This window comes from Microbacterium trichothecenolyticum (assembly GCF_030818955.1).
GTDB classification, from domain to species: domain Bacteria; phylum Actinomycetota; class Actinomycetes; order Actinomycetales; family Microbacteriaceae; genus Microbacterium; species Microbacterium trichothecenolyticum_B.
Genome location: NZ_JAUTBF010000001.1, coordinates 2533250 through 2557501 on the forward strand (window position 1 = coordinate 2533250; position 24252 = coordinate 2557501).

At 68.4% G+C, this 24252-nt stretch carries 24 protein-coding genes; 11 read left to right on the plus strand and 13 right to left on the minus strand.

Annotated elements, in window-relative coordinates; translation table 11 throughout:
• Window positions 1-6 precede the first annotated feature (6 nt).
• Together QE412_RS11970 and QE412_RS11975 are read right to left on the minus strand one after the other, a co-directional pair.
• A complete protein-coding gene (locus QE412_RS11970) occupies window positions 7-846 on the minus strand; it encodes an NTP transferase domain-containing protein (protein WP_307483949.1) in 840 nt (279 codons plus the stop codon).
• Window positions 840-2057, minus strand: a complete 1218-nt coding sequence (locus QE412_RS11975) for a molybdopterin molybdotransferase MoeA (protein ID WP_307483952.1) — start codon at window positions 2055-2057, stop codon at window positions 840-842. Before QE412_RS11975 ends, QE412_RS11970 begins: the two co-directional genes overlap by 7 nt.
• Before the next feature lie 139 nt (window positions 2058-2196).
• On the opposite strand from QE412_RS11975, the gene QE412_RS11980 reads away from it, so the two are divergent.
• Window positions 2197-2529, plus strand: a complete 333-nt coding sequence (locus QE412_RS11980; RefSeq protein ID WP_307483954.1) for a histone-like nucleoid-structuring protein Lsr2 — start codon at window positions 2197-2199, stop codon at window positions 2527-2529.
• Window positions 2530-2966: 437 nt separating this feature from the next.
• Here the strand turns inward: QE412_RS11980 and QE412_RS11985 are convergent, their stop codons facing one another.
• From QE412_RS11985 to QE412_RS12000, 4 genes are all read right to left on the minus strand, one after another.
• A complete protein-coding gene (locus QE412_RS11985) occupies window positions 2967-3887 on the minus strand; it encodes a class C sortase (RefSeq protein ID WP_307483956.1) in 921 nt (306 codons plus the stop codon).
• Window positions 3888-3989: 102 nt separating this feature from the next.
• On the minus strand, window positions 3990-5393 hold the full coding sequence (locus QE412_RS11990; protein WP_307483961.1) for a SpaH/EbpB family LPXTG-anchored major pilin: 1404 nt from the start codon (window positions 5391-5393) through the stop codon (window positions 3990-3992).
• A gap of 14 nt (window positions 5394-5407) precedes the next feature.
• Window positions 5408-7828, minus strand: a complete 2421-nt coding sequence (locus tag QE412_RS11995) for a prealbumin-like fold domain-containing protein (protein WP_307483963.1) — start codon at window positions 7826-7828, stop codon at window positions 5408-5410.
• A gap of 354 nt (window positions 7829-8182) precedes the next feature.
• On the minus strand, window positions 8183-9604 hold the full coding sequence (locus QE412_RS12000) for a helix-turn-helix transcriptional regulator (protein WP_307483966.1): 1422 nt from the start codon (window positions 9602-9604) through the stop codon (window positions 8183-8185).
• A 531-nt stretch (window positions 9605-10135) separates the two neighbouring features.
• On the opposite strand from QE412_RS12000, the gene QE412_RS12005 reads away from it, so the two are divergent.
• From QE412_RS12005 to QE412_RS12015, 3 genes are read left to right on the plus strand one after another with little or no spacing between them, the layout of a single operon-like run.
• Window positions 10136-11089 (plus strand): carbohydrate ABC transporter permease, encoded by a 954-nt coding sequence (locus QE412_RS12005; protein WP_307483969.1) that lies wholly within the window; start codon window positions 10136-10138, stop codon window positions 11087-11089.
• Window positions 11089-12030, plus strand: a complete 942-nt coding sequence (locus QE412_RS12010; protein ID WP_307483972.1) for a carbohydrate ABC transporter permease — start codon at window positions 11089-11091, stop codon at window positions 12028-12030. The genes QE412_RS12005 and QE412_RS12010 overlap by 1 nt, the downstream gene beginning before the upstream one ends.
• A 30-nt stretch (window positions 12031-12060) precedes the next feature.
• Window positions 12061-13419, plus strand: a complete 1359-nt coding sequence (locus QE412_RS12015) for an ABC transporter substrate-binding protein (protein ID WP_307483975.1) — start codon at window positions 12061-12063, stop codon at window positions 13417-13419.
• A gap of 201 nt (window positions 13420-13620) precedes the next feature.
• Here the strand turns inward: QE412_RS12015 and QE412_RS12020 are convergent, their stop codons facing one another.
• Genes QE412_RS12020 through QE412_RS12045 form a run of 6 tightly spaced genes read right to left on the minus strand, consistent with a single transcriptional unit; the run spans window position 13621 to window position 16817 of the window.
• Complete coding sequence (locus QE412_RS12020; protein ID WP_307483980.1) at window positions 13621-14586, minus strand: Asp23/Gls24 family envelope stress response protein; 966 nt, start codon at window positions 14584-14586, stop codon at window positions 13621-13623.
• 18 nt (window positions 14587-14604) lie between these two features.
• Complete coding sequence (locus tag QE412_RS12025; RefSeq protein ID WP_307483984.1) at window positions 14605-15192, minus strand: hypothetical protein; 588 nt, start codon at window positions 15190-15192, stop codon at window positions 14605-14607.
• Window positions 15192-15770 carry a DUF6286 domain-containing protein gene (locus QE412_RS12030; RefSeq protein WP_307483987.1) on the minus strand — a complete coding sequence of 193 codons (579 nt, stop codon included), beginning with the start codon at window positions 15768-15770 and terminating at the stop codon, window positions 15192-15194. The genes QE412_RS12025 and QE412_RS12030 overlap by 1 nt, the downstream gene beginning before the upstream one ends.
• The gene (locus QE412_RS12035) at window positions 15770-16153 is read right to left on the minus strand and encodes a hypothetical protein (protein WP_307483990.1); all 384 of its coding nucleotides are present in this window, start codon (window positions 16151-16153) and stop codon (window positions 15770-15772) included. Before QE412_RS12035 ends, QE412_RS12030 begins: the two co-directional genes overlap by 1 nt.
• Window positions 16150-16338, minus strand: a complete 189-nt coding sequence (locus QE412_RS12040; RefSeq protein WP_055832192.1) for a DUF2273 domain-containing protein — start codon at window positions 16336-16338, stop codon at window positions 16150-16152. The genes QE412_RS12035 and QE412_RS12040 overlap by 4 nt, the downstream gene beginning before the upstream one ends.
• Entirely contained in the window at window positions 16335-16817 is a 483-nt protein-coding gene (locus QE412_RS12045) for an Asp23/Gls24 family envelope stress response protein (protein ID WP_307483998.1), read from the minus strand. Before QE412_RS12045 ends, QE412_RS12040 begins: the two co-directional genes overlap by 4 nt.
• A gap of 255 nt (window positions 16818-17072) precedes the next feature.
• Here QE412_RS12045 and fdhD point away from each other — a divergent pair, with 255 nt between their 5' ends.
• Window positions 17073-17963 (plus strand): formate dehydrogenase accessory sulfurtransferase FdhD, encoded by an 891-nt coding sequence (gene fdhD, locus QE412_RS12050; protein ID WP_307484000.1) that lies wholly within the window; start codon window positions 17073-17075, stop codon window positions 17961-17963.
• Window positions 17964-18023: 60 nt separating this feature from the next.
• Window positions 18024-20348, plus strand: coding sequence for an FdhF/YdeP family oxidoreductase (locus QE412_RS12055; RefSeq protein WP_307484002.1), 2325 nt, complete (start codon window positions 18024-18026; stop codon window positions 20346-20348).
• A gap of 79 nt (window positions 20349-20427) precedes the next feature.
• Here the strand turns inward: QE412_RS12055 and QE412_RS12060 are convergent, their stop codons facing one another.
• Window positions 20428-20688 (minus strand): hypothetical protein, encoded by a 261-nt coding sequence (locus tag QE412_RS12060; protein WP_307484006.1) that lies wholly within the window; start codon window positions 20686-20688, stop codon window positions 20428-20430.
• 228 nt (window positions 20689-20916) lie between these two features.
• Here QE412_RS12060 and QE412_RS12065 point away from each other — a divergent pair, with 228 nt between their 5' ends.
• From QE412_RS12065 to cas2e, 5 genes are read left to right on the plus strand one after another with little or no spacing between them, the layout of a single operon-like run.
• Window positions 20917-21465 (plus strand): type I-E CRISPR-associated protein Cas7/Cse4/CasC, encoded by a 549-nt coding sequence (locus QE412_RS12065; protein WP_307484008.1) that lies wholly within the window; start codon window positions 20917-20919, stop codon window positions 21463-21465.
• Window positions 21462-22154: a type I-E CRISPR-associated protein Cas5/CasD gene (gene cas5e, locus QE412_RS12070; protein ID WP_307484011.1), complete on the plus strand. Its 693-nt coding sequence runs from the start codon at window positions 21462-21464 to the stop codon at window positions 22152-22154. The genes QE412_RS12065 and cas5e overlap by 4 nt, the downstream gene beginning before the upstream one ends.
• The gene (cas6e, locus tag QE412_RS12075) at window positions 22154-22849 is read left to right on the plus strand and encodes a type I-E CRISPR-associated protein Cas6/Cse3/CasE (RefSeq protein ID WP_307484013.1); all 696 of its coding nucleotides are present in this window, start codon (window positions 22154-22156) and stop codon (window positions 22847-22849) included. The genes cas5e and cas6e overlap by 1 nt, the downstream gene beginning before the upstream one ends.
• Before the next feature lie 3 nt (window positions 22850-22852).
• The gene (cas1e, locus tag QE412_RS12080; protein ID WP_307484016.1) at window positions 22853-23803 is read left to right on the plus strand and encodes a type I-E CRISPR-associated endonuclease Cas1e; all 951 of its coding nucleotides are present in this window, start codon (window positions 22853-22855) and stop codon (window positions 23801-23803) included.
• Complete coding sequence (gene cas2e, locus QE412_RS12085) at window positions 23803-24171, plus strand: type I-E CRISPR-associated endoribonuclease Cas2e (RefSeq protein ID WP_307484020.1); 369 nt, start codon at window positions 23803-23805, stop codon at window positions 24169-24171. Before cas1e ends, cas2e begins: the two co-directional genes overlap by 1 nt.
• Window positions 24172-24252: the final 81 nt, after the last annotated feature.

Here is a 24252-nt window from a genome sequence, read left to right on the forward strand (position 1 = left end):
CCACCGCTACCCGTCGATGCGCTCGCCCCAGCCCTTCGCCATCTCGACCACCGCGGCGACGGCGGCCTCAGTGTCGGCCGAAGAGCCGCCGGCGCGGCCCGCGACGAGTCCCGCCACGAAGGCGCTCAACGGAGCGGCGGGCCGGGCGACCCCGTTGGCGACATCGCGCGCCAGATCGAGGATCAACGAAATGGGGATGTCGCCCTCGGCCAGGCCGAAACGCTCGGCCAGCGCGATGCTCCAGTCGTTGAGGGACTCGGGCGGCAGGGTGCGGGACTCGGTCATGGCTCCTCCTCGGGCAGCTTCTAGATCGTCCCACGTGTCGATGTCGCGCGTCAGGTCGGGCGCGACCGCGACGGCCGCGATCGTGAGTCCGCCGAGCAGCGCCCGCATCGAGGCGTCGCGACCCGTGGACGGGAGACCGGATGCCGCCGCCCGCAGCGCCGCGGTCCGGTACCGGCCGATCAGCCACTGACGCCGACCGTCGTCGAGGCACACCCCGTCGAGCCCGGTCGGGACGCGCTCGGGCAGAGCCGCCAGCGCCGGACCGAGCGTCGGAAGGTCGCTCGCGACGACGTAGACCTCGTCGGCATCCACGTCGTCGAGCCCCGCGACGATGCCCGCGACGGGACCGCCGAAGGGCGGATCTTCGCGCACCCAGGTCACGTCGAGGTCGTCGTCGAGCACGGGTGCGGCCACGACGACCCGCTCGGCCCCGCGGGCACGGACGGCGCCGACCGCGACGCGCAGCAGCGTCGTGCCGTCGACCTCGAACAGGGGCTTCACGGCTCCGCCGACACGCGATCCGCGTCCCCCGGCCAGCACGATCGCGTCGACACTCACCACCGCGTCACCGTCACGAGGTCGCCCGCGCGCACGTCGTCGATGCTCGGGGGAATGACGGCGAGACCGTCGGCCTCGCCGAGGCCGCGCGTTCCGTTGGCTGTCGGCACGGCGATCCAGCGCGCGGGGTCGCGGCGGTCGAGTCGCACGGGCACGTACTGCACGCGCTCGGGCCGCGCTCGACGATCCGCGGCGAGCGCCACGCGCAGGCTCTCGCGACCGAGGTCGACGTCGCCCTCCAGTGCACGGAGCGCGGGACGCACGAACAGTTCGAACGACACCGCCGCGCTGACCGGGTTTCCGGGCAGCCCGAACAGCAGGGTGCCGGCGGCGCTGCGCCCGAAGCCCTGCGGCTTGCCCGGCTGCATGCGCACCCGGTCGAAGCGCATGAGGTCGCCGAGCGTGTTCTTGACCACTTCATACGCGCCCGCGCTGACCCCGCCCGAGAACACGACCACGTCGGCGCCCGCCGCCTCGGCGGCGACGATCGCCCGGCGCGGTCCGTCGCCCTCGTCTCCCACACTCGTGCGCAGCACCACCTCGGCCCCGGCCTCTTCGGCCAGCGCCGCAAGCAGCACACTGTTCGATTCGGGGATCTGCCCGCGCCGGAGCACTCCGCCCGGCGGGACGAGCTCGGAGCCCGTCGAGACCACGGCCACTCGCGGTGCGCGCGCCACGGAGACCATGCCCACCCCGGATGCCGCGATCGCACCGACCCGCGCGGCGGTGAGCCGCACGCCGTCGGCGACGACGAGATCGCCGGCGCGCACATCCGAGCCGCGGCGGCGGATATGCGCGCCGACGCCACGGGGGGCGGCGACGACGGTGACCGGGTCGAGACCCCCGGCGAGACCGTGAACCGTGTCCTCGAAGGGAACGATCGCCGTGGCGTCAGAGGGCACGGGCGCTCCGGTCATGATGCGGGCCGCCTCGCCGGCATCCAATCGAGGATCGTCCACGGCGCCCGCCGGCAGGTCGGCGACGACCCGAAGGGTGGCGGGGAGTTCGCCGAGCCCGCGCACGGCGAACCCGTCCATGGCGGAGCTGTCGAACCCCGGTACGTCGACCGCGGCCACGACAGGATGCCGCAGCACGCGCCCGCGCGCCGCCGCCACATCGCGCATCTCGGGGACGATCGGCACGACCGCCTCGAGCACCGTCGCCAGATGCGCGGCGACCTCGATCATTCGGTCGTCGACGGACGGGGCGGACATGGGACCAGCGTAGGCGCCGGACAGGGGCGGGACGCCCCCCCAATTCGTCGCGCTCCTCATGAATAGCGCCTGGCGCCGCCGTGAATGACGAATGAAAACAAGTCGTGCGGACGCGCCTCTTTTCTCGTACCCTATAAACGTGGCAAGAAGAAGAGTTACTCAGCTTATCGACGACCTCGACGGAGAGGTCATCAACAATGGATCGACCGTCTCATTCTCCGTCAACGGAAAAGCGTACGAGATCGACCTCTCCCCTCGAAATGCGGAGAGATTGAGAGAGGCTCTCGAGCCTTTTATCTCGGCCGCCCGCCCCATCGGGAACGCGCCGGGAACCCGTCGGCCCAGGGCCGCGACGGCATCTCATCACACCGTCGCCGACATCCGCGCCTGGGCGGCGGAGAACGGCATCGAGCTCAACCCCCAGGGGCGGATCCCGTCGGCCGTGCACGAGGCCTTCAACGCGCGACACTGAGCACTGGCCGGCGACGAGGGCGGGGAAACCGCAGGGTCGACGGCCAGGCTGGCGTCGTCGCGCCTGCAGCACGGGGCCGAAACGCCCATGAACAAGCGCGGTCTAAACGTTCCGGGAGCGCTCGACGGCGTGGCAGATCGGCGCACCGCCGGCGCGTGATCGGTGGCACGCAGCCGATGAAACGACGGCCCTTCCCGACGACGATGCGGACATCGACGACGATGTGCCCGCAGGAGCGGTCCGCCGTCGATGCGAAAGAACGGCGAGCGCCGCCGAATCCCCAGGACGATCCGCGCGCAATCCGCGGGGCGAGGGAATTCACCACGCGAAACCATCCGCGTAACAACGCAAAAGATTTCTGCGCGCGCGAGTATCTGATATCCACGCATGCACGCAGATTCAATCTCGAAACCGCGTGAACTCTTCGTGCAACTCAATTACAGAATCGGCTCGTCGGCCACCTCCGAACGCGCACGTGAATACCCAGCGGTCCACACGACGAATCCCGCGAGCACGACGGCCACACCCATCAAAATGAGCCACCAGGGGAATCCTGGAATGTCCGGCGCTTTTCCCGCGCGCGCGACGTCCTCGGGCGGCGTGGGGGTGATTCGCTCCCCCGTGACGAGGATGCGATGAGTGTTCACCCCCAGCGGAGTACAGGTGACGAGGGTCACCAGATCCTCACCGACCTGCGGGTACAGGGTCTGCGTCTCTTCCGGGCGGACCACGCGCGAGTCCCGCACGCGATAGGTGAGCACCTCGCCGAAGACCTCGATGGTGAAGGTGTCGCCGACGTGCACCTGGTCGAGGTGATCGAACAGGGTCGCTCCCGCGAGCCCCCGGTGGGCCGTGAGCACGGAGTGCTGGTCTGCCCCGCCGACCGGGAGCGACGTGCCCTCCAGGTGCCCGACGCCCTTCTGCAAGGTGGCATCGCTCGTGCCGTGATAGATCGGAAGGTCGACGTCGATCGTCGGGATGCGCAACCGACCCATCACGCCGTCGGCGTCTGCACGCAGCAGATCGGCATAGTCGAAGCCCGGGGCGGCTGCTCCCGAACTCTGGGGGACCCGCGAGCCCGCTTCCACGAGGGCACCGCCGACGAGCGCGGCGTTGTAGTCGTGGGCGAGCGAGAGGGCGTCTTCGCGCGCGGTCACGCTCGTCGATCCCACGACCGTGGAGACGTCGACGATGAGACGCGACTGGTTGTACTGCGCCCACCAGCTCGCGACGGAGGGATACAGCATGCACAGCACACCCACGAAGGCGACGACCACCAGTGCGGCGGTGCCCCATGGCATCCGCCACCGGCGAACGTGTCGCAGGTCGCGACGGCGAACCGTCACCGTGTCGATCATGCAGAGTCCTTACGAGCCGGCGGGACGCCCGTCAGGGGCATCGCGTGAAGTGAGCGGGCCGGGAGGCAGGAGTCGACGACTCCCGCTCCCGGCCCGTTCGGATCAGCGGCGGGCGGCGCGCAGACGGCGGACGACCAGCGTCCCGACGCCCGTGGCCAAGAGCCCGAGGCCGATTGCGGTGAACAGCGCGCTGCCACCACCACCGGTGAGCGGCAGGTTCGGACCGGCCTGCTGGGTGTTGGGCACCGTGACCGAGGTCGGCGTGCCGCTCGTGCCGTTGGCCGTGACGGTCACCTGGCGCCACGGATCGGCCGGCAGCACGTACCCGGCGGGAGCCTTCGTCTCCTTCAGCCAGTAATCGCGCGATTTCGTGTCGTTGTTTCCCACCCACAGGCCCGGGACCGAGATCTTGCCGTCGGAATCGGTCGTGAAGGGTCCCGCCACGAGGGCGCCGTCACGGGCGTCGTACACCTCGAACTGCGCCCCCTGCAGAGTGTTGCTCGTCGTGGCGTCCTGCTTGACGATCGTCAGCGCACCCCAGTTGGTCTGCGGGGTGTTCGTGGTGCGGTCCGAGCCGTTGGTGTTGACGATGGCCGTGTTCGTGATCTCACCGTTGGTGCCGAGGCTGTCGACCCGGGTCGTGATGTCGGCGGTGACCGCGGTCTTGCCCGCGAGCTTCGACAGACCCGTCGCGGTGAACACGATCTTCACGTTGTTGGTGACGGTGTAGTCGGTGCCCTCGGTCAGGGTCGTCCCGTCGATCTTCACCACGGCGCCGATGTAGGTCAGCCGGGAGTCGAGCGTGTCGGTGATCGAGAAGCTGCGGTAGGTGTCGTCCGCGGCGATCGGGGCGATCGGAGCGTTCACCGTCCACACGATGGTGGACCCGAGGGTCGGAGCCGACGGAGCCGCCACGGTCTTGGTGGGCGTGGTGTCGTTCAACTTGTTCTTCGGGTACACGTGCACGTCGTAGAGCCACGTTCCCTGGTCGGGGTAGGGCACCGAGACGAGGAAAGGCTGCACCGGCGAGACGATCGGGTTGGCACCCGGCCCCGTCTCGGTGACGTAGTACAGACCGTAAGGGAGGTTCGACACGACGGCGACACCGGAGGCGTCGGTGGTGACGGAGGTCTGCGCACCCAGCGAGTACGGCGACTGGCTGACGTTCGCGGGAGTGACGTTCTGCGCCACGTCCCACCCGGCGGCGGTCGTGAGGTCGATCGGGGAACCGGAGTAGTTCACCCGCTGAACGCTGAACTGGACGCCTTCGAGGGCCTGACCGAGCGCGGCGATCTTGGCCGGGTCGGTGATCTCGGTTCCGTCACCGGCCGCACCGGGGTCACCCGCGTGCTTGTGGATGGTGAGGGTTCCCGTGGTGCCCGTGATGTTCGACGGGCTCGGGCCCGCGGCGTTGGCGGCAGGCGCCGCCGCCACGCCGAGCGCGGCCAGCGCGGCGATGCCGAGTCCGGCTGCGACGCTGCGCAGCAGGGACGATCTACGAACCATGAGTGATCCTGCTTTCATTGTGAAGGGACGCCATCCGGTCGGGTCGACGAATGGGTGGTGCAATCGGGGGAAATCAGGACGACGACGCTGAGCGACGTCGCAGCCGGAGGATGACGGCAGCGACCAGTGCCACGATCAGCAGTCCGCCGCCCACCATCAGGAAGCTGTCGCGCCCGACTCCGCCGGTGAGGGGGAGCGTGGCGCCTGCCTGCTGCGCATTCACCTGGGCACCCATGTCCTGCGTGCTGCCCGCGTTGGCCGCGGTGACGGAGAACGAGAACGAGCGGTTCGCGACATACCCCGGGGGGAGCGAGTGTCTCGCGGACGCTGTAGGAGCCCCACGCGAGGTTCGACAACCGGAAGACGCCCGGAGCGGGATCCTGGTCGGGCCCTGCGCAGGGACTTGCGACGCAGTCCACGATCTCGGTGCCGGAAGCATCGAAGCCGGGTCCGGTGATGCTCCAGCGCGAGCCGGCGAGCAGTCCACCCGTCTTCTCCGCCGTCTTGGTCCAGGTCACGGCGCCGGGCTTGCTGGCGTTCGTGATGGTGCAGACCACGGCGGCGTTGGCGGCGACGACCACCTGGGAGCCCGTGACCGCTCCGCCCGTGCAGGTCCATGCCGACGCGGCGTACCCGGCGGGTCCGCCGGCTTCGGACAGGTCGTACGAACCGACCTTCACCACGGCGTTCGTCACCGCCGCATCACCGGTCTTGCCGGTGATGGTCTGGGGGCCGGTTCCCGTCAGGGTCCAGTCCGACACCGTCGAGGAGCCGCCGAAGGTGTTGTCCACCTGCTTGCGCAGGGTCAGCGTGCCCGACGAGGGCTTGTTCACGAGGGTGCAGTCGACGGCGTCGCCGGGAGCGACCGAGGGCACGTCCGAGCCAGCGGCCGACGCGATCGTCACGGTGCGCGTGGAGCCATCGAGACTGGTGACGGTGCACGAGCCGTTGACGAACTCCCAGGCGCTCTGTTGCACCTCGGAGACGCTGACGGTGGCGCGCGACGACACGGTGGCGAAGCCGAGCTGCCACGTGACCGATCCCGAGGCCGGCGTGACCTGCGTGGTCGCCGACGGCGAGCTCGTTCCGGATCCGGCCGTGAACGTGGTCGCGGCTCCGAGCGTCCACCCGCTGCCGTTCGCCGGGTTCTGTCCGGTGAGGTCCTGCACCGTCTTGTGCAGCGTCACGGTGGCGATGAGAGGCGCGTTCGTGAACGTGCAGTCGACCGCGGCCCCCGACCGATCGGGCACGGTGATCGCTGCCTCCGGCGAGGAGGCGGTCAGAATCGTCGCCCCGGTTTCATCCGTACAGACGAGGGTCGTCGCGTATGACGACAACGAGCTGGAGGACCCGGATGCCATCGCCTCACGCACCGTGTAGGTGCGGTTCTGGATCACGGCGAGCGGCCCGACCTGGGCGCTCTGCACCCCGGTGGCCGTGCCCGATGTCGTCGTCGTTGCCGAGACCGTGGTCCCGCTCAACACCGACAGGGTGAACTGATCGGATGCCGCGACGCGGCCGGTGACGTTCTTGCGCACGACGAGACTCGCGGGCGAGTTGCAGCTGGCGAGGTCGGTACTGTTGGCCAGACCGGTCGTGACGTTCTTGATGAGCTCGCCGGTCGTGGCGTTGTACTCGCGCACCGTCGTGCCGTTGCCGAGGAAGAGACCGCCCGTGGTGTTGAAGGCCGCACCGTTGATGTTCTCGAAGTTCGCGGTGGTGAACGAGAACGACTGCGTCGAGGGCAGCAGACCGCCGCTCGCGGAGGCGAGGGCCGCCGCCGACACCGAGTAGACCGAGGTGCTGGTCGCGCTGGCGACGACGTACAGGTTGCCCTGCGCATCGAAGGCCATGTCACCGTTGCCCCCGCCACTGGCCGACGTGTCGATGTATCCCAGGCGAGCGAACCCCCCGGTGCTCGGGAGGTATCGGAAGAGAGTGAATCGGCCGCCGCCGAAGCCGCCGAAGAAGTACGCGCCCGACTTCAGATCCACCGCGCCCGCCACGAAGGCGGAGACGTCGGTGCTGGAGAACCGGTCGCCGGTGCTGTGCCACGCGGAGCCGTCGAAGTACCACATGGTGATGTTGGTGGCCGTGGTGCGCTCGTACGCGAGCGCGGTGGATCCGTTTCGGCCGATGCCGAGTCCGTTCATGCTCTGGACACCGGTCGCCGGCGTTCCGACGTTGGTGACGACACCGTTGGACACACGCTTGAGCTGACCGGTCGCCCCGATCGAGTACAGGTTGTCCGTCGCGCAGACCAGTCCCGCGTTGACGCCACTGGGCACACTGCTGAGCGGCACCAAGGGGGCGGAAGCGGCCAGGGCCGTGGTCGTCGCGACCGCTGGCGAGGCCGCGTGCGCCGCGGGCGAGACGCCGAGGACGAGAGCGAGGCCGACCGCGCCGACGAGGCACGCCCGAAGGCTTCGAATCATGAAGCGCAAAGGAAACTCCAAACACAACCGTTTGCATTGCGGGAACGGAAAAGATCGATCTCTTTGTTGGAGGTTTCGCTTATACAGGCGAATACATCGCCCATTGCTCGCAAAATCGGATTCCCCCAAACCCGAGACCCTCACCGTAACGACGCAGAGTCCGCATGGGAATCTGTTCATACCCCTCTAATACCGTGAGTACTAATACCTCGTACGAAAGAAGGGAACGCCGTCGAGGCGGAGCGAAGACCGCCCAGTGCGATTAGCGCCGATACCCGCCCCCGGGCCTCATCTGCCGCGCGCGGAAGACTCCCGAATCGAAGAGGAAAAGCGCGCGCGAGCCCGAGCGAACGATCAGGCCGAGATTCCGTGGGCCTCGGGGTAGGGCGACGGGGCACCGTAGTAGAAGCCGCGGGCCTGGAGGAACTGGATGGCTTCATCCCGCCCGTGCACCCCGAGCTTGCGGTACAACGAACCCAGTTGAGCCTTCACGGTGTTCACGCTGACACCGTCCTCGAGCGCGATCTGCGGATTCGACATCCGCCGGTAGATGCTCCTGGCCAAGGAGCGCTCACGAACCGTCAGCGCCGGCACATAGGAGAGCTGAGGGTCCCCGGACGCACCGCCGAGGAAGCGGACGATCTCATCCAGGTAGTCGTCCATCTCGGCCGAGATCTTTCGCGCATACCTGAGGGTGGGGAGGAAATCCGTTGCAGCCAGCCCCGAGAACGGCGCCAGGGGCGCTCCCGCTCTCAGCGCGACGCGCAAGCCGTCGCTGATGTGACGCTTCGCCCGTACCTCGTCGTTCAGACGGTGGAAGGCCAGGCCCCTGACCATCATCAGCGGGATGAAGGCGCGCGGATCATGACCGCCGAGGCGATCCATGTACTCCTGGGTCACGCGGAGTACCTCGCGGTCCTGGTAGAGCAGCGAATGCGCGTAGGCCCGACGAATGTCGCGAACCCTGGCGTAGTCGGGCGTCCCCTCCAGCCCGTCCAGGAACGCCAGCACCCGACGTGGTTCGCCGCGCACCAGGAGCGCGTCGGCATAGACGCTCACCAGCAGAGCACGCACCATCGCCTGCCCGCGGGAGGCGCCGCTGGAAAGCAGCCCCACCGCCACGGGGATCGCGGAGTCCAGGTCACCGAGGCACACGTAGGCCTGGGCTCGCGCGACCTCGGCGGCGTAGAGCTCGAAGTCCTGCGCGTCCGGTTCCGAGCCCAACGCGTCCGCCACGCGGAGCAGATCGTGCGGCGCGCGCGCGAGGGTGGCGACCAGGATGTGCGCGAGAGCAAGAGTGTAGGAAGACGCGCAGGCCCATGGCGCGTCGCCGGTCGACGTTCGACAGATGTCCAGGTACTCCCGCGCCGAGACGAGATCCCCACGCAGTCCGTTGCCGAGCGCGAGAAGCGAACACGCGCGCAGTCGTACGGCGGAGCTGACGTCGAGGTGGAAGGCCCGGGTGGCGTGCATGGTGGCCCCCACCGGCTCCCCCAGCGCGCACCATGCCTCGGCGGCGTTGAGCTCGAGCGATGCCCGGGTTTCACGGGTGAGCTGGACCGGAGCCCGCAGGTGGTGATTGCGCCAGTAAGTCGCCAGCATCTCGCGACACCCTCGGAGGTCGTCCAACCGCGCGCAGGCGATCAACCGGGCGGCGACGAGTTCAGCGGCCGCGTCGCTGTCGATGCGCGGGATTTGCGACACGTGGATTTCGTGCATGAAGCACATATCCGCGATATCGATCTCTTTCCCTCCGGAAAGGACGAGCCTATTCATTCGGATAGCTAATTCGTATTCACTACCCGCTCGCGCATCGACGCTCACACATGTACCCCCGAGCTGACGCATCATCTCCGTCATGATGCATCCAATACAACACTCAAATCAAATGCATCGAGCGCATCGAAGCGGTCCCCCATAGTTATGGCTCCGGGTGCTGCTCGCTCGCTTCACCCATGGCGCATCTATTAGCGGGGTCGACGAGTCGAAACACCGCGCAGTGAAGAGGTGGCGTATGCGCGAGAAGAATGCGAGCCACTCACGCGTCAGAATGCCTGCCCGAGGGGTTCTCCGCGCCCCACCCTCCGTGCATTTCACGATGACCGACCGAACGAGCCGCTGCCCGCGCGGCGAGAGCATCTCCCCGGCTGCCCGACAAGCCCCATGCCACCAGGGGTCGCCCCGCGCAATGGCCTGGACGAGAGTCGAGCACTTCCAGACCCTGTGCGAAGCGCTTCTCCGTGTAGAGACGCCGCCGAGAGGAGACCCCATGAGAACGAACGCCGCCACCCTCGACCGGCCGCACCGGTGAACCTCTCCGCCGCACCGGCCACCGCCCACGGAGGAAGGCGCCCTCGCCAGAAGGTCACATGCAACCGCCGTGAGGCGCTCGCCGGATACCTCTTCATCTCGCCCTGGATCATCGGGTTCCTCGTCTTCACCGCCGGGGCGATGATCTACAGCCTCGTCATCTCGTTCTCGAGCTACAACCTGGCAACCGGTGCCGCGCGTCCCGTGGGGGCCAGCAACTATGCCGGATTGTTCGAAGACCCGCGCGTGGCGGTGTCGCTGGGCAACACCCTGTTCTACGCCGTGATGGCGGTGCCGCTCGAGATCGCCTTCGCGCTGTTCCTCGCGCTGTTGCTGAGCCGCGTCGGACGTGGTGCGGGTATCTTCCGCACGCTCTACTACCTGCCCAAAATGACGCCGGCCGTCGCGACGGCGGCGGTGTTCTTCCTGCTGCTCAACGGCAACTCGGGTGCGATCAACCAGGCGCTCGGGGCTGTCGGCATCGAGGGTCCGCAGTGGCTCGTCGACCCCGCGTGGGTGAAGCCGAGCATCGTGATCATGGCGCTGTGGACGGTCAGCGGCACGATGGTGATCTTCCTCGCCGCGATCAAGAACGTGCCCGTCGACCTCTACGAGGTCGCGCAGATCGACGGGGCGGGACCGATCCGCCGCTTCTTCTCGATCACGCTGCCGATGATCTCGGGCGCGATGTTCTTCAACGTGATCGTGCTCACGATCGCCGCGTTCCAGGTGTTCGACCAGGCCTACCTGCTGTTCTGGCGCGATCAGAGCAACGCCTCGCCCGAGGCATCGCTCTTCTACGCGATCTATCTCTTCCAGCAGGCGTTCCGGCAGTTCAACTTCGGCTTCGCCGCCGCGATGGCGTGGCTGCTGTTCGTGATCATCCTGCTCATCACGCTGGTGCAGGTGCGACTCGGCAACCGCTTCGTCTACTACGAGGGGGACCGCTGATGACCAACACCCTGCAGACTCCGGGCGTCGCCGAGGCTCGCCCCGAGCTGGCGGCCAGCGTCGCACGGCCTCCGCGGTGGCGCCGGGCGCTCGCCCAGCCGAAGACCCTCGCCGGCCGCGTGGTCCTCGCCGCCGTGCTGGTGCTGTTCGCGCTGTTGTTCCTCTACCCGTTTGCGTGGCTGCTCGCGGCGAGTCTCAAGCCGCGCGGCGAGGTCTTCGACAACGCGCTCATCCCTAAGACCTTCACGCCCGGCAACTACGCCGATGTCTGGAACCAGCTGCCGCTGCTGAGCTGGATGTTCAACAGTGTCTCGATCGCGCTCCTCGCCGCCACCACCGTCGCGATCATGAGCTCGATCGTCGCTTTCGGCTTCGCGTACTTCCGCTTCCCCGGCCGGAAGCTCCTCTTCGGCCTGGTGCTCGCGACGATGATGCTGCCGGGCGCGGTGACGATGATCCCGATCTACCTGATCTGGAAAGAAACGGGGCTGCTCGGCACGTGGGTGCCGCTGTGGGGCATGAATCTCTTCGGCAGCGCCTTCTACATCTTCTTGCAGCGCCAGTTCTTCCTCGGCGTCCCGCGCGAACTGTTCGAAGCGGCACGCCTCGACGGATGCAGCGCGTGGGGCCTGTTCTGGCGCATCGCGATGCCGCTGTCGATCCCGTCGTTCATCATCGTGTTCCTGTTCGAGTTCCAGGCCAGCTGGAACAACCTCCAGGCCGCGCTCATCTATCTGAACGCCGGGTCAGTCGAAGAGTTCACCGCCCCGCTCGGCATCGCGTACGCCATGACGAAGTACAGCCCCAGCGCGGGCGGCCAGGGCGACTACCAGTACGTCATGGTCGCCTCACTCCTGGTGACCCTGCCGATGCTCATCCTCTTCGCGTTCGGCCAGCGGTACTTCATCGAGGGCGTCGCGACCCAGGGTCGCAAAGGCTGATCCATCCCCCTGTCCCGAAAGGACCCCACCATGCGAAAGCATTCCCTCGCCGGCATCGTCGCCTTCACGGCATCCGTCATCGTGCTCACCTCGTGCAGCACCTCCGTCGACGAGCCCGCCGCCGCCGACTTCGGCGCCGCCCCGGCCGGCGACCTCGCCGCGTGGGGCTTCGAGAACGCCGACGATGTCGGCCAGTCCCGCCTCGATCACGCGGCGCAGCAGCTGCCCGACGTGCAGGTGACCCTGGATGCCACCGCGTTCGACGCGCAGAAGTTCACCACCCGTATCGCCGGGGGCAACGTGCCCGACGTCGTGCAGATGGACCGCCGCTACGTCACGACGTATGCCGCTCAGGGACTGCTCATGCCGTTGGACGCATGCTTCGAGGCGAAGGGCGTCGATCCGACCGAACGCTGGTACCAGAACGTCGTCGACGACGTCACGTATCAGGATGCCGTCTACGCGGTCTCGCAGTTCTACCAGCCGCCGGCGATCCTGCTGAACATGAACGTGCTGAACGAGACGGGGGTGACGCCCGAGGAGTTCGACACGTCGGACATGGACGGCCTCGTCGCCGCGATCGGCAAGATCTTCCAGGCCTCGGGCGGCGTCCCCACGCGGCTCGGGTTCGATCCCGTCGCCACCGGTCAGGGCGGTTTGTGGGTCGTCGGCATGGGTGGCCAGCTGACGGATGCCGAGGGCAAGCCCACCCTCGACGACCCCGCCAATGCCGCAGGCATCGATGCCCTCAAGCGCATCACCGACGCGCAGGGTGGCTATGCCGCGGTGAAGAGCTTCACCGACTCGTTCGACACCTTCGGCGACGCCAATCAGTTCGTCCAGAACCAGGTCGGCGCGCAGGTCGCGAACCAGTGGTACCCCAATGTCCTCAGCAGCTACCGCGACCGTATCTCGCTGCAGGCCGTTCCGTTCCGGGATGCCGAGGGCCAGCCGTTCTCGCTCGCGTCGGGGACCGCGTTCGTCATCCCCGCCGGGGCGAAGAACCCCGCCGCCGCGTGCGCCTGGATGACCGAGCTCACCTCGACCGATGCATGGATGGCTTCCGGCGCCGCGCGGGCGGCGACCATCGAGAGCAAGGGCGGAGTCAACACCGGCCTGTTCACCGGCTCACCCGAGGCCGACGAGCAGATCCGCTCCACCTACGTGAAGCCCACCGGTGACGCCGGGTTCGACCAGGTCATCGCGACGTACTACGACGTCGTCGGCAACGGTCGCTCCTTCGGATCCTCGCCGGCAGGGCAGGACATCCAGAACGAGCTCAACAACGCCATCACCGCCGCGCTGCTCGGCGACAAGACGACCGAGCAGGCACTGGCCGACGCGCAGGCCGCCGCGCAGCGCGCGTACGACAACGCCACGGCGGGGTGAGCGGGGTCCGGGTCGCGTGCGGCGGCGGCGGCCGGGCCGAACTCCGGAGAATCCGCCGCCGCACGCCACGACTCCCGCGGAAATCCGCGGCCGCCGCTCCCGGGGCTGCCGGTTTCTCCGGAGTTCGGCACGCGGCGTCGTGCGAGCAGCAGGCGCAACGAAGAAGGGCCCCGCCGAGCGGGGCCCTTCTTCGTAAGCGGATCAGGAGCGCGGGCGCTCGTCCTCGATGAGCGACTGCACGTCATCGACCGCCGGCGTCTCCTCCGTGTCGCGCACCTCGTCGGCGGCGATGGCGATGTCGATCGCCGCGTCCTCCAGCGCGTCCGCGACGACGTCGGTCACATCGCCGCGATCGGCGGCGGAACCGGCCGCAGGGTCTCCGGCGGCCTTGGCCGTGGCCGCACCCACCGGCGCGGCGCCGGCCGCAGCGGGAGCGGCCGGGCGCTCGGGCGCGAGGCCCTCTGTCACCCGATCCGCCGCCGCGACATCGGCCTGCGCATCGGCCGCCGCGACCTTCTCGCGCGCGGCCTTCACGGTCTCATCGACCGCGGCAGCCGCGCCGGCGGCGACGTCCTTCGTCTTGGCCACCGCGGCATCGACGGTCTCGGACGCGCTGGCCGCGATGTCCTTCGTCTTGGCCACCGCCTGATCGGCGGCCACGGACGCACGGGCCGCGGCATCCTCCCCCTTCGCCTTCAGATCATCGACGGTCGCGGACGCGCGGGCGGCGGCATCCCGCCCTCGTGCCTTCACGTCATCGGCGACCTCGGACGCGCGGGCGGCCACGGCATCCGCCTTCTCCTCCGCCTCGGCGACGACGTCACGGTCGAACGGCCCGAAGACCCCCGTCACGACGACGTCGACATCGATGGTGCCGCGCCCGAGGGGTTCGAGGGCGGTCTTGATAGCCGCCCGGACGTTGTCGGAAACCTCGCGCAGCTTGTGCGGGTAGTCCACGACGAGCGAGACGGTCACGGTGACCGCGTCGCCGCGGTCGGTGTCGATCTTCACGCCCGGGGCGGTGCTGGCGAGGCCGACGCGTTCGCGCACGGCATCCGAGGCGCGGCCCATGAGGCTGCCGAGGGCATGGACGCCGGGCACGGAGCCGGCGGCGGTCGCCGCGAGTTCCGCCGCGGTGTCGAGGGTGGGCGGATCGATGCTGGTCATGTGTGTCTCCGGGATGTATCAGTGCACGCGGGTGGTGTCGCGCGCGAGCTTGGCGCGCAGACCCGAGTGGATGGAGATGTAGGCGCGCAGGTTCTGACCCGTCAGCGCCGCCAGGTTGGTGACGAGGGTGTCGACGTGTTCCGCGACCTCGCGAGGCGAGGTGTTCTGTCGGGGCGTGACGGCCACGTGCAGCACCGACTCCTTGCTGATCTCGCCCGCGGTGACCTTGGAGGAGAGGATCTCGTCGCGTTCGGCCAGGGCGTTCTTCAGCGCCTCCGAGGCGAAGCCGTCGGTGACGGTGATCCGGCCCTGATCGCTGGCGCTGCCGGTGGACTGCAGCGGCGCCTGCCGACGACCGCGGACGGCGGAGGCGGCGATGACGATGAGGATGATCGCCAGCACGACGATCGCGGCGACAGCACCCCACCCGGCCGACTCGCGGCCGAGGGAGACCAGCCATTCCTGGAATCCGCCCATGACGGAGGTCCAGGTGTCCGCACCGGCGGGGAGCAGGCCCACGGCGAGAGCGAGGGCACCGGCGGCGAGCAGGATGATGCCCACGAGGAAGAGGACGAAGCGGTTCAGACCGCGGCGGGTCGCGTTCATCAGGACTCCTGGGTGTCGGGACGCTGCACCCGCACCACCGTGCGGACGGAGGGCGAGAGCTTGTAGGTGGCGATCTCGGCGTCGACGGTGCGCTGCAACTGGGCCTGGTCGACGGGGATGCCGACGGGCGGGCGGACGGTGACGTCGACGGTGCGGTGGGCGACGCCGACGACGATGTCGTCACGGGCGATGCCGGACTCGTTGCTCAGGTGCTGAGCGAGAGCGGATGCCACCACGCCGTTGTCGACGACGACGGCACGCTCGCCCCACTGCATCTCGTGCTTGGACAAGCGGCCCGGCTTCAGCGCGAGGATCAGCACGAGCAGACCGATCAGGGCCAGCACCACGCCTGCGGCGATGAACGCCGCGGGCATCAGCGTCGCGGGAGCCGTGACGACAGCCTGCAGCGCGGGGCCGGGCGCGGCCAGCAGCGGCGCGGCGCCGGTGAGGGCCAGGACGATCTCGACCGCCGCATAAGCCAGGACGAGAAGCAGCAGCACGACCACGACGAGCATGGCCACGGTGCGCGGCGAGTGGGTCTCGCGGCGCACGACGGTGCGGAGCACGGAGTCGCTCATCACAGCACTCGCTTTCGCTGGGGGGCGCTGGCGCCCGAGATGGTCAGGTCCACACGCGAGACCTCGCGCCCGAACAGGCGGGTCAGTCGCGTCTGCAGCTCGCCCTGGGCGGCGCGAGCCGCCTCGAGGACGGGAGTGGCCGCTTTCACCGCGGCGGTGTCGTCCAGACGCGGAACCGGGAACGGCGTCGTCACACGCAGGACCGCCGTGTCACGGGCCGAGACGATCTCGACGTGGACGTTCTTGGCATCCACCCCGATGATCTCCGCCGCCGCACGCTCCGCCGTCTTCTGCAGAACGCGATCGGCGACGTTCACACGACCCGCGGGGAGGCCGGCAGCCGTGGTGCTGCCGGCCGCCAGCGGGGCCGTGACCGTGGTCACGACGTGCTCCGACCCTTGAAGGCGTTGACGATGTTGCCGAAGTCGATCTCACCCGCCGTGATGCGAGCGACGACGATTCCGATCGCCATGAAGAGGGCGACGAGGATGAAGCCCCAGAATCCGAAGATCAGAGCGCTGAGGGCCAGCACGAGGCCGACCAGGGCGCCCTTCGTCGTGGCGCTCACTGGACGCGCTTTTCGTTGCTGTCGTCGTCGTTGTTGTCGTCGCCCGGGATGTGGACGTCGTTCACGTCGACGTTGATCTCGACGACCTCGAGACCCACGAGACGGGTGATCGCACCGGCGACGCGGCCGCGGACCTGGTCGGCGACCTCCTGGATCGGCACGCCGTACTCGACGACGATCGTGATGTCGGCGGCGGCCTGCGTCTCGCCGACCTCGACCTTGACGCCCTGCGTCAGGTCGGTCGCGTTGATGGCGTCGCGGATCGCACCGAGCGCACGGGCTCCGCCACCGCCGAGGGCGTACACACCGGAGACCTCACGGGCGGCGATGCCGGCGACCTTCGCGACGACGCCCTCGGCGATCGTGGTCTTCCCCTCCGCGGTGGCCTCGGGGCCGCGGGCGCTGAGGGGACGGTTCACGCGGGACGCTGCCTGCGGAACGTTCTGCGCGGCGGGGGTGGTGGGGGCGTCGGTAGCCATCTCTCTGCCTTTCACGTATTCGGCCCGGTGGAACCGGGGTGGGCGCTTCGGCCTACGTGGATAAGACGTACCGAGTTCGAGAAACGTCACGCGGGGGATGGAAAAATCTCCCGAAATCTGCATGCGCGCGAATGCAGATGAGAGGCTCGCCGGAAATGGCGGGGATGGGCGCGCTCCCAGACACCGACCGTGATGTCGGAGGCCCGGCGTACGCTCGACCCATGTCCCCCTTCCCCTCTGCGACGCGGCCCTGACATGGGCCGCCTCACCGCCTCCCGCCGGGTCACCCGCGTCACCCTCGACGGCGTGAATCGACAGCGGCCGGATGCCGTGGCGGTCGAGGAACCGCTCGAGATCCGCGTCGCAGGTTCGCCGCTGGCCGTGACCATGCGCACCCCGGGGCACGATGTCGAGCTCGCCGCCGGCTTCCTCGTGTCGGAGGGCGTCCTCAGTCGCGGCGACCAGTTCGCCCGCGCGATCCATTGCGGAGGACCGGGCACCGGTGGGGCCGACGGCAACACCTACAACGTGCTCGATCTGACGCTCGCCCCCGGGGTCGCCCCGCCGTCCCCCGATATCGCCCGCTCCTTCTATACGACGAGCTCGTGCGGTGTGTGCGGGACGGCCTCGATCGAGGCGGTGGAGAAGGTGTCGACGTACGACGTGTCGACCGACGATGTGCACATCGACGCCCGAGACGTCGCGGCGTTCCCCGAGCGTCTGCGTGAGGGGCAGAAGGTGTTCGACAAGACCGGCGGCCTGCACGGCGCCGCGCTCTTCGACGTCGCCTCGGGCGAGATACTCGTCGTGCGAGAAGACGTCGGGCGTCACAATGCGGTCGACAAGGTCGTCGGGTGGGCGCTGCTGCACGACCGGCTCCCCCTGCGCGGCACGGTGCTGCAGGTGTCGGGACGCGTGAGCTTCGAGCTCGTGCAGAAGGCCGTGATGGCCGGCATCCCGATGCTGTCCGCGGTCTCGGCACCGTCCTCGCTCGCGATCGAGCTGGCCGAGCGGGCGGGCCTCACCCTCGCCGCCTTCGTGCGCGGGGGCAGCATGAATCTGTACACACGGCCCGACCGCGTCGCGGTGCCCGAGGCCTCGGCATCCACAACCCCCTCCACCACGAGGCCCGCGAGCGTACGCTGACCGAGTGCGCCGGGTCGATGGATGCCAAGGGCCCCGCGCGCGGATCCACGGAGGGTGAACATGGGTGAATCGTTCGGCTTGATGACCGAGCAGCCACGTCAGGGCGGCCTCGGCCCCGCGGTGACCGGCGACTGGTCGAGCACCGGAGAGTACGAGCACCCCGCCGCCGGCTGGGGCGCCGCGCTGACCGTCGGCAAGGTGCTGCTCGAGCAGCGCCAACCGATCGCGGGCACCAAGGCCATGTTCACGATGAACCATCCGAAGAGCGGTTTCGACTGCCCCGGCTGCGCGTGGCCCGACGACAAGGGCGTCACCCTCGACATCTGCGAGAACGGCATCAAGCACGTCACGTGGGAGATGACGCACAAACGCGTCGGCAAAGAGTTCTTCGCCGAGCACTCGGTGACCGAGCTGTCGCAGTGGACCGATTTCGCACTCGAAGACGCCGGTCGCCTCGTGGGTCCCATGGTCTACGACGCCGCCAGCGACCACTACGTACCGATCTCGTGGAACGACGCGTTCCGCCTGATCGCCGAGCAGATCACCGCTCTCGACTCCCCCGACCAGGCCGCGTTCTACACCTCGGGTCGCCTCAGCAACGAGGCGTCGTTCCTCTATCAGCTGTTCGCCCGCGAGCTGGGCACGAACAACCTGCCCGACTGCTCCAACATGTGCCACGAGGGCTCGGGGCGCGGGCTCACGGCATCGCTCGCCACCCCCAAGGGCACCGCCGATCTCGAGGACTGGGAGACCTGCGACGCGCTCTTCGTGCTCGGCGTCAACGCCGCCTCGAACGCCCCGCGCATGCTCACCAGCCTCGCCGAGGCCGTCGACCGCGGCGCCCAGGTCGTACACGTCAACACGCTGCGCGAGGTCGCCGGCACCCGCACCATCGTGCCGCACGAGATCGTCGACATGGCCACCTTCCACTCGACGCCCACCAGCACGATGAACCTGCAGGTGCGTCCGGGCGGCGACCTCGCGCTGGTGCGCGGTATGGCGAAGGTCGTGTTCGAGGCGTCCGAGTCCGATCCGACCGCCCTCGACCAGGCCTTCCTCGACGAGTACACGACCGGGCTCGACGCGTACCGCGCGCTCGTCGAGGCGACGCCGTGGGACAAGCTCGTCGAGCAGGCGGGGCTGACCGAGGCCGAGATCCGCGGGGCCGCCGACGTCTACCTCAGCGCCGACCGCACCGTCATCAGCTGGTGCCTCGGCGTCAGCCAGCATCAGCACGGCGTCGACACGGTGCGCGAGATCGTCAACCTCCTGCTGCTGCGCGGCAACGTGGGACGCAAGGGCACCGGCCCCTCGCCCGTGCGCGGCCACAGCAACGTGCAGGGCAACCGCACCTGCGGCATCAACCACAAGCCCACCGAGAAATGGCTCGCGAAGCTCGACGAGGTGTGCGGCATCACCTCGCCCCGCGAGCCCGGGCTCGACACCGTGCACACGGTGGCGGCGCTGCACCGCGGCGACCTCAAGGTGTTCGTCGGCATGGGCGGCAACTTCGTGCGGGCCGCTCCCGACACGAAGCTCACCGCCGAGGGCATGGGCCGGTGCGAACTGACCGTCCACGTCAGCACCAAGCTCAACCGCAGTCACCTCACCCACGGCAAGCGGGCGCTGATCCTCCCCTGCCTCGGCCGCACCGAGCGCGATGTGCAAGAGGCGGGTCCGCAGTCGATCTCGACGGAAGACGCCATGAGCTCGGTCATGCTCTCGCTCGGCTCCCGCAAGCCCGCCTCGCCGCACCTGCTCAGCGAGCCCGAGATCATCGCGCGCATCGCCCGGGCCACCATGCCCGACTCCGCGACGCCGTGGGAGTGGTACGTCGGCGACTACGACCGCATCCGCGATGTCATGGCGAAGGTGCTGCCGGGCTTCGAGGGCTTCAACGAGCTCGTCCGGCAGCACTACGGCTTCCGCATCCCCCAGCCCGCGCGCGAGCGCGACTTCCAGACGCCCTCCGGCAAGGCGGAGTTCTCGGATGCCGAGTTGCCGAACGTCATCCCCGAAGAGGCCGACATGCTGGTGCTGCAGACCATGCGCTCGCACGACCAGTGGAACACCACGATCTACTCGGCCGACGACCGCTATCGGGGCGTGCGCAACATCCGCGAGCTGGTCTTCATGCACCGCCGTGACATGAAAGACCGCGGCATCGCCGAGGGCGACCTCGTCGACATCGTGGCGACCTCGCGCGACGGCTCGGTGCGCAGCGTCACGGGCTTCCGCGCGCTCGAGTACGACACCCCCCGCGGCAGCGCCGCCGGGTACTTCCCCGAGCTCAACGTGCTCCTCGGTCCCGACGACTACAGCCGCCAGAGCGATCAACCGTTGATGAAGGACATCCGCGTGCGCATCGCGAAGACGGGCGGCTGACGCGGGGGCCTCCGCAGGCGAACCTCGATCGGCGCGTGCCGCGTGACCGTGAGGGCGGGTCGCTCACGCCCGGCGGTCGTCAGTGCTGCGCCAGCGCACTCGCCACGAACGAGACCCAGATGACGACGAACAGCAGGTTCCCCGCCGTTCCGAGCGCACCGATGATCATGGCCCACCGGGCGAGCCCGGCACCCGCCTCGACGTTTCCCGCGCGGTGGAGCTGATTGCGCGCGACGATCCCGATCACGAGCCCGTACGACACGGGATCATCCCCGCGCAGGCGGGGAGCGCTCGGCCAGGTCTGCCAAGACCACCAGGACCACCAGGACGAACGGATCATCCCGCGCAGGCGGGGAGCACATCGGCGCTCTTCCCCAAGGGCGCGGCCATCGCGGGATCATCCCCGCATAGGCGAAGAGCACCTTCCCGCTCAAGGGCGACCGATACCAGGGGTTGGGATCATCCCGCGCAGGCGGGGAGCACTTGCGCGCCTGGTCGATCGCTCGCGCGCCCGTGAGATCATCCCCGCGTAGGTGGGGAGCACACCGTGAGGGCTTGGATGCGGAGGATGCGGTCCGGATCATATACAGCCGTCGACGATCACAAAGCAGCGGCCGATGACGAAGACGCCGGAGCCGGAATGATCGGGACGGTCGAGTTCAATGCGTCGACGCTCTTCCGCTACGCGACCGTCGATGTCGACGCCCTCCAGAAGAATCTCGGGGATGCCGAGGCCACACGGCGTGCCGTCGAGGCTTTCATCCACGCCTTCACGACGAGCATGCCCAGCGGCAAGCAGAACACCTTCGCCAACCGCACGCTCCCCGACGCCGTGGTCATCGCCGTCCGAGACTCTCAGCCCGTCAACCCTGTGGGAGCGTTCGAAGAAGCGATCATCGGCGAGAAGCGACTCGAGCAGGCCTCGGATCGCCTCGCAAAGCATCTTTCCGACATCGACGAGCAGTTCGGCACCACACCCTTCGCGTCCTGGGTCGTCCGTGTCGGCGACGCGACACAACCGCTCGATCGGCTCAGCGGAGCAGAGCGCGTCGCGCTGAGCGCCGGGGTGTCAGCGGTCGGCGACACCGTGGCATCCCGCCTGTCGGCTTCGTCGTGACAACGCGCACGCTGCTCCTCCGTCTCGCGGGCGCTCAGCAGGCGTGGGGATCACGCAGCCGATTCGCAACCCGGGGAACCGAGCGCGCGCCGACACGCAGCGGTGTCATCGGTCTTCTTGCCGCGGCGCGAGGAATGGATCGCACAGAACCCCTGGACATCTTCAATGAACTCGTCTTCGGCGTGAGGATCGACCAGCCAGGAGCCATCGAGCGCGACTTCCAAACGGCACGAACGCTGGACGGATCTTCGTCGATGCCGCTCTCCGAGAGGTACTTCCTCGCGGACGCGGTCTTCCTCGCGGGCCTGCAGAGCGATGACGACGACCTGCTTTCGGGCCTTCTTGCCGCGGTCGAGCGTCCACGGTATCCGCTCTTTCTCGGGCGACGCGCTTTCCCGCCCGCCGGCCCCGTCAAGGCCTGGATCGTCGACGCCGATATCCGCACGGCGCTCCACGAGGCCGCCTGGCAAGCATCCACGAAAACTCAGAACAGCAGTGTCGAGGTTCCCGCCCTCGAGATCCTCGTCGACGCGCGTCCGGGCGAGCTCGTCGATCAGACGCTGGCCGACATACCCCGCAGCTTCGATCCTCGTCGACGTCGCCACGAGTTGCGTGATGTCACTCGACTACGGGTCGACCCTTCGCCGCGGCACGACCCGATGCTGCTGGTCAGTGAGGAGGAAGTCTGATGTTCCTCTCGCGCGTTCGCCTCAACCCCGCGCGGCGCAGTTCCCGCCCGGTTCTCGCATCGCCGCATGTTCTGCACGCTGCAGTCCTGGCGGCGTTCCCCGATCCTTCACCGCGTGCGACCGGTCGCGTGCTCTGGAGACTCGACACCGACGCGACCTCCGCCACGGTTTACGTCGTCAGTCCCGAGCAGCCGGACTTCACTCACCTCGTCGAGCAGGCGGGCTGGCCCTCGCTGCCCGAGGGGTGGATCGTACGTCCCTACGGCCCTCTGCTCTCGCGCATAACGCAAGGACAGCACTACCGCTTCCGCCTGACCGCGAATCCCGTACGTTCGACGCGCTCTCCCGAGTCCGAGTCCGGTGCGCGTGGAAAGGTCTTCGGTCACGTCACGGTCGCACAACAGACCGACTGGCTGCTGTCTCGCGCTGAACGCCTCGGCTTCGCCATCGCTCGCACAAGCGCCGGTCACGACACCGACGAACGGCCACTGGTTCCCGCGCCCCACCTCAGCGTCACCAACAGCGGTACGGTGTCCTTCTCTCGGCGCGAGACGCGGGTCACTCTCCGGGTTGCGACATACGAGGGCCTCCTCGAAGTCACCAGCCCGGAAGACTTCCGTCGCACGCTCACGCACGGCATCGGCCGCGCGAAGGGCTACGGGTGCGGCCTCCTCACGATCGCACCGGCGAGCTGACCCATGGCGATCCCCGGAGCCCGCCCGCCCGACCTTCCAGACCTCGTGCGAGCCCAGGACCGACTGACGTTCATCTACCTGGAGAAGTGCCACATCCATCGCGAATCGAACGCCATCACGGCGACCGACGAGCGAGGCGTCATGCACATTCCCGCGGCATCCCTGGGCGCTCTTCTCCTCGGCCCCGGGACTACGGTCAGCCAACAGGCTATGGTGCTCATGGCCGAGAGCGGTTCCACCGTGGTCTGGGTCGGCGAAGAGGGCGTGCGGTACTACGCCCACGGACGTTCCTTGGCACACAGCTCCCGCCTGCTCGAAGCACAGGCACGCCTGATGACCAATCAGACCAGCCGTCTGAAGGTGGCGCGCGAAATGTATGCGATGCGCTTTCCTGGTGAGGACACCTCGGGCCTCACGATCCAGCAGTTGCGCGGGCGTGAAGGCGCCCGGGTGCGCCGTGCATACCGTGCTCATTCCGCGCGGACGGGCGTGCCCTGGGAGGGTCGTGACTACAAAGTGGAGGACTTCGCTGCGAGCGACCCCGTCAATCAGGCCCTGTCCGCCGCGAACACGAGCCTGTACGGCGTCGTTCATTCCGTCATCGTCGCATTGGGCTGTTCACCGGGGCTCGGCTTCGTTCACACGGGTCACGTCCGCTCGTTCGTCTACGACATCGCGGACCTGTACAAGGCGGACATTTCGATACCGCTCGCCTTTGATCTGGCAGCTGAAGCCCCTCTCGACATCGGTTCCTCCGCGCGCCGAGCTGTGAGAGACCAGTTCCGTGGAGGAGGGTTCCTCGAACGTTGCGTCCGCGACATCCGGCACCTCCTGCTACCAGACGACGATGCATCGGGATCCGCCGAGGCCGAACCCGCGGAGAACATCGTCTCTCTCTGGGACGGTTCCCAACGCATAGTCTCGGGCGGCACGAGCTACGGGGCCGATTACTGATGGTCGTGCTCGTGTTGACCGCTTGTCCGCCCGGACTCCGCGGATACCTCACGAGGTGGCTCCTCGAGATCTCTGCCGGCGTCTTCGTCGGCACCGTGTCGGCGCGCGTACGCGAACTGATGTGGAAGCGCACCGTCGAGATGGTGCGTTCCGGCCGCGCGATCATGGTGTTCTCCGCGCGCAACGAACAACGCATGAGCTTTCTCGTCCACGGACACCATTGGGAACCGGTCGATATCGACGGCATCACTCTCATGCTCAGGCCGAACGCGGCAACCTCCGACGATGGCGACGGTTCCGGAGGGCAGCTGACAGCACCCTCGCGGCGCACCGGGTGGAGCAATGCGTCACGTCACCGGCGGCGATGATCCGTGCGCGGAGCGAACCGCCGCGAAAGAGAAAACCCGGCCCCACGAGGGACCGGGTGCGTTGCAGAAGACCACACTACC

Coding starts and splice junctions, on each gene's coding strand:
- QE412_RS12030 (WP_307483987.1), bottom strand. CDS start 15,770: ATGAGCGACTCCGTGCTCCGCACCGTCGTGCGCCGCGAGACCCACTCG.
- QE412_RS12020 (WP_307483980.1), bottom strand. CDS start 14,586: ATGACCAGCATCGATCCGCCCACCCTCGACACCGCGGCGGAACTCGCG.
- QE412_RS12025 (WP_307483984.1), bottom strand. CDS start 15,192: ATGAACGCGACCCGCCGCGGTCTGAACCGCTTCGTCCTCTTCCTCGTG.
- QE412_RS11985 (WP_307483956.1), bottom strand. CDS start 3,887: ATGATCGACACGGTGACGGTTCGCCGTCGCGACCTGCGACACGTTCGC.
- QE412_RS11975 (WP_307483952.1), bottom strand. CDS start 2,057: ATGTCCGCCCCGTCCGTCGACGACCGAATGATCGAGGTCGCCGCGCAT.
- fdhD (WP_307484000.1), top strand. CDS start 17,073: ATGGGCCGCCTCACCGCCTCCCGCCGGGTCACCCGCGTCACCCTCGAC.
- QE412_RS12000 (WP_307483966.1), bottom strand. CDS start 9,604: ATGAATAGGCTCGTCCTTTCCGGAGGGAAAGAGATCGATATCGCGGAT.
- QE412_RS12045 (WP_307483998.1), bottom strand. CDS start 16,817: ATGGCTACCGACGCCCCCACCACCCCCGCCGCGCAGAACGTTCCGCAG.
- QE412_RS12015 (WP_307483975.1), top strand. CDS start 12,061: ATGCGAAAGCATTCCCTCGCCGGCATCGTCGCCTTCACGGCATCCGTC.
- QE412_RS12060 (WP_307484006.1), bottom strand. CDS start 20,688: ATGATCCGTTCGTCCTGGTGGTCCTGGTGGTCTTGGCAGACCTGGCCG.
- cas2e (WP_307484020.1), top strand. CDS start 23,803: ATGGTCGTGCTCGTGTTGACCGCTTGTCCGCCCGGACTCCGCGGATAC.
- QE412_RS11995 (WP_307483963.1), bottom strand. CDS start 7,828: ATGATTCGAAGCCTTCGGGCGTGCCTCGTCGGCGCGGTCGGCCTCGCT.
- QE412_RS12055 (WP_307484002.1), top strand. CDS start 18,024: ATGGGTGAATCGTTCGGCTTGATGACCGAGCAGCCACGTCAGGGCGGC.
- QE412_RS12010 (WP_307483972.1), top strand. CDS start 11,089: ATGACCAACACCCTGCAGACTCCGGGCGTCGCCGAGGCTCGCCCCGAG.
- cas1e (WP_307484016.1), top strand. CDS start 22,853: ATGGCGATCCCCGGAGCCCGCCCGCCCGACCTTCCAGACCTCGTGCGA.
- QE412_RS11990 (WP_307483961.1), bottom strand. CDS start 5,393: ATGGTTCGTAGATCGTCCCTGCTGCGCAGCGTCGCAGCCGGACTCGGC.
- QE412_RS12065 (WP_307484008.1), top strand. CDS start 20,917: ATGCGGTCCGGATCATATACAGCCGTCGACGATCACAAAGCAGCGGCC.
- cas6e (WP_307484013.1), top strand. CDS start 22,154: ATGTTCCTCTCGCGCGTTCGCCTCAACCCCGCGCGGCGCAGTTCCCGC.